The organism is Gemmatimonadota bacterium (assembly GCA_009835325.1).
Lineage (GTDB): Bacteria > JAAXHH01 > JAAXHH01 > JAAXHH01 > JAAXHH01 > JAAXHH01.
Genome location: VXWP01000056.1, coordinates 1 through 2,583, shown reverse-complemented (window position 1 = coordinate 2,583; position 2,583 = coordinate 1). Strand labels below are relative to the sequence as shown.

Here is a 2,583-nt window from a genome sequence, read left to right as displayed (position 1 = left end):
TGAGTTTGACCTTGGCGGTCCGTTTTCCGTTGGTGGTGTGCGTCATGCGGCGAGTTTCGGCCCGGAGCCGGAAGGCCGGTGCAACCCGGTGTCAACACTTGCCGCCGAAACGCTCGGCGGGCCGGCACACGGGAGAACCGGTGTCCGTGAGAACCGCCTTACCGCAACGCTAAGTTAATGTCCCCCCTTGCGTTACCGCCTGCCACCGAAATCCCTGTATCACTTTCCATATCACTCGTGTGATCCGAGGTTCGCCACGGCCAGGGGGAGGGGGGCGAATTTCCGCCGGTTTTCTCGGTCCCGCTCCGGCCCAGGGCCACCGGCTCGTCCGCAGGCCGTGAAATGGGGGCCGTCTTCGTCGCGCCGGTGTGCGCGGAGCCGATTTCTGACCGGTTTGGGCCCAAAAACACCGGAATTGACCGGCAGAACCGGTCGAATCCACCCGCTGCGACCGGAAAGCACGGACGCCGGCCCGGCACCCGACGCCGTTTCATACCTCGACGGAATCGCCCGAGGCCCAAACCCAGTTGATTCCGTGTTGAACCGTAGATTCCCGCACGGTTCCACAGCGGCCCGAGACTGGCCGCCTGGACACCCCGTCCCGGCGCGAGGTCAGGCCGGGGTACACCGGTCGTCTGACATCCCGACCATGACGCGTACAGAGGAAAACCCCGGGGCCGGTTGGCCCCGGGGCTCCCGTGCGATTCCGAAGAATCAGTTCAGAGTCGGACTCCTACTTCGCGGTGCACTGGGCGAAGGCACCGATGTAACCCGCCGTGCGAGTACCAGTCGCTCCTGTGGTGACCAACGTGACCCCTGTCCCCGCTGTCTGGGATGGCGTGCCGTGGTCATCGGCGCGATACCGGCCCAGTTCGCCGTTGGCATCCCACTCGCAACTGATCGTCAGCGTGCGCTTCTCCGTGCAGCCGAACAGGCCGTCAGCGAACAGAACCTCGTAATCCATGGACCACTTCGCGTCGCAACCGTCGCCGCCGTCGTCGTCCGTGCAAGCGCGGGCATCGTCGTCTGCGGCATAGTTGTCGGCCTTGCCGTCCGGCTTGGCCGCGTCACTGGCCGTCGTAGTGGCCTGATCGTCGAAATCCTGCTTGCCGAAGTCGCCGTGGATCGGGTCGTTGTCCTTGTCAACGAGCGACTTCCAGACCGTCGTGATGTTTCCGGCGCGTCGCAGCGCGGTACTGTCGCTGTCGTATAGGTCGTTCGGACCATCCGGGCCCGCCGAGGTGTCGGTGCCTACCCGGATCTTGCCATCGAGATCGTCGTCGAACCAGAGGGTGCTGAAGCGGTCCGGACTGGCGCCGGGAACGCCGACGCTCCACATGGAGACCTCGTCGGTGTTCGTAGTCTGGATGCCCACCGTGACCGTGCCCTTGCTGCCGCCCCAGCCGCCAGCCAATGCCTGGTCCACCTCGGCCGCGAACATTTCGCAGACATCCACTTGGTCCGTCGCGACAAACGTCTTGGACTCACACTCAAGGTCCTCGAAGGGATCGTCCTCCCAGTCCACGTCGCTCCAGCCGACGGCGGAGCCCTTGGCCTTGACCTCGATGCTGTAGCCGCCCAAGTAGTTAACCTCGTCCGCGGCCATGATGCGGAAGCAGTTGTTCGGCCGGTGATTGGAGCCGATCGTGTTGCCGTAGGTTCCCGAAGCGACGCATGCACTCGCGTTTGTGTCGCTCAACTCCGCAGTGTCGTCAGCGGCGATCCGGATTCCGGGGCGATAGGCGTTGTTCTCATTGGTGGCGGCGGTGTCCGCATTCTTCCTGTCCATCTTGAGCGCCTTGTTGGAGCCATTGGAGGCGTCCGGACCGGAGACGTCGTAGTTCATCCCGTCTTCGACGCCGGCGAAGATGTGCTTGACCGTCATCGCAGCGGTGGAACTCGTCACCCAGCCAGCATCAATACCGTCGTCGTCTGCGGCTGTAGTGGTGGCGTCCGGTGGAAACACGTCGTTGTCAACGAGTCCGACGTTCAGCGTGACCTCCGGATCCCAGCCGGCGCAGACCGCCGAGTCGGCAATCGAGATCGGCGGGGGCTCGGCACTTTCGGCGCACGCGAACGGACCGCAGGTCACGTACACCGGATCCCCGATCTGCATCGGCACCTGGTTGGCTCCAATCAGCACCGGAGTGGCCATGAACTGAGCACCGGTGGTTACCACCACGCTCTGCATGGCCTCCCAGGTGACGTGGGTGAAGGGCATGTTTTCGCCCTCGATCAGCACCACGTGGCTGGCACCCTCAACGAACATCGGGAGCAGGGTGGCCGTCATGTTCACCTCAACCTCCATGTCGTTGTTGACGTGCGCCATGGCCTTGGCCTCGTCGGTCTCATCGTCCGGGACCATCGGGAACTCACCGTCCGGGATATGGAAGTGGACGTGGAGCGGAGTCGGCTCCGGCTCGGGTTCCGGCTCCGGCTCGGGTTCCGGCTCCGGCTCGGGTTCCGGCTCCGGAGCTGGCGGCGGTGGCGGCGGCGGTGCCGGCGCGGGTGTCGTCGCCGTCTCGTCGTCACCACAACCGGAGAGCACGAGACCGGCACTCAGGAACATGGCAAGAAGGAGAA

At 64.6% G+C, this 2,583-nt stretch carries 1 pseudogene; it reads right to left on the bottom strand.

Annotation, left to right across the window (positions count from 1 at the left end):
- Positions 1-2,404 precede the first annotated feature (2,404 nt).
- A pseudogene (locus F4Z81_07030) lies at positions 2,405-2,509 on the bottom strand (pilus assembly protein).
- Positions 2,510-2,583: the final 74 nt, after the last annotated feature.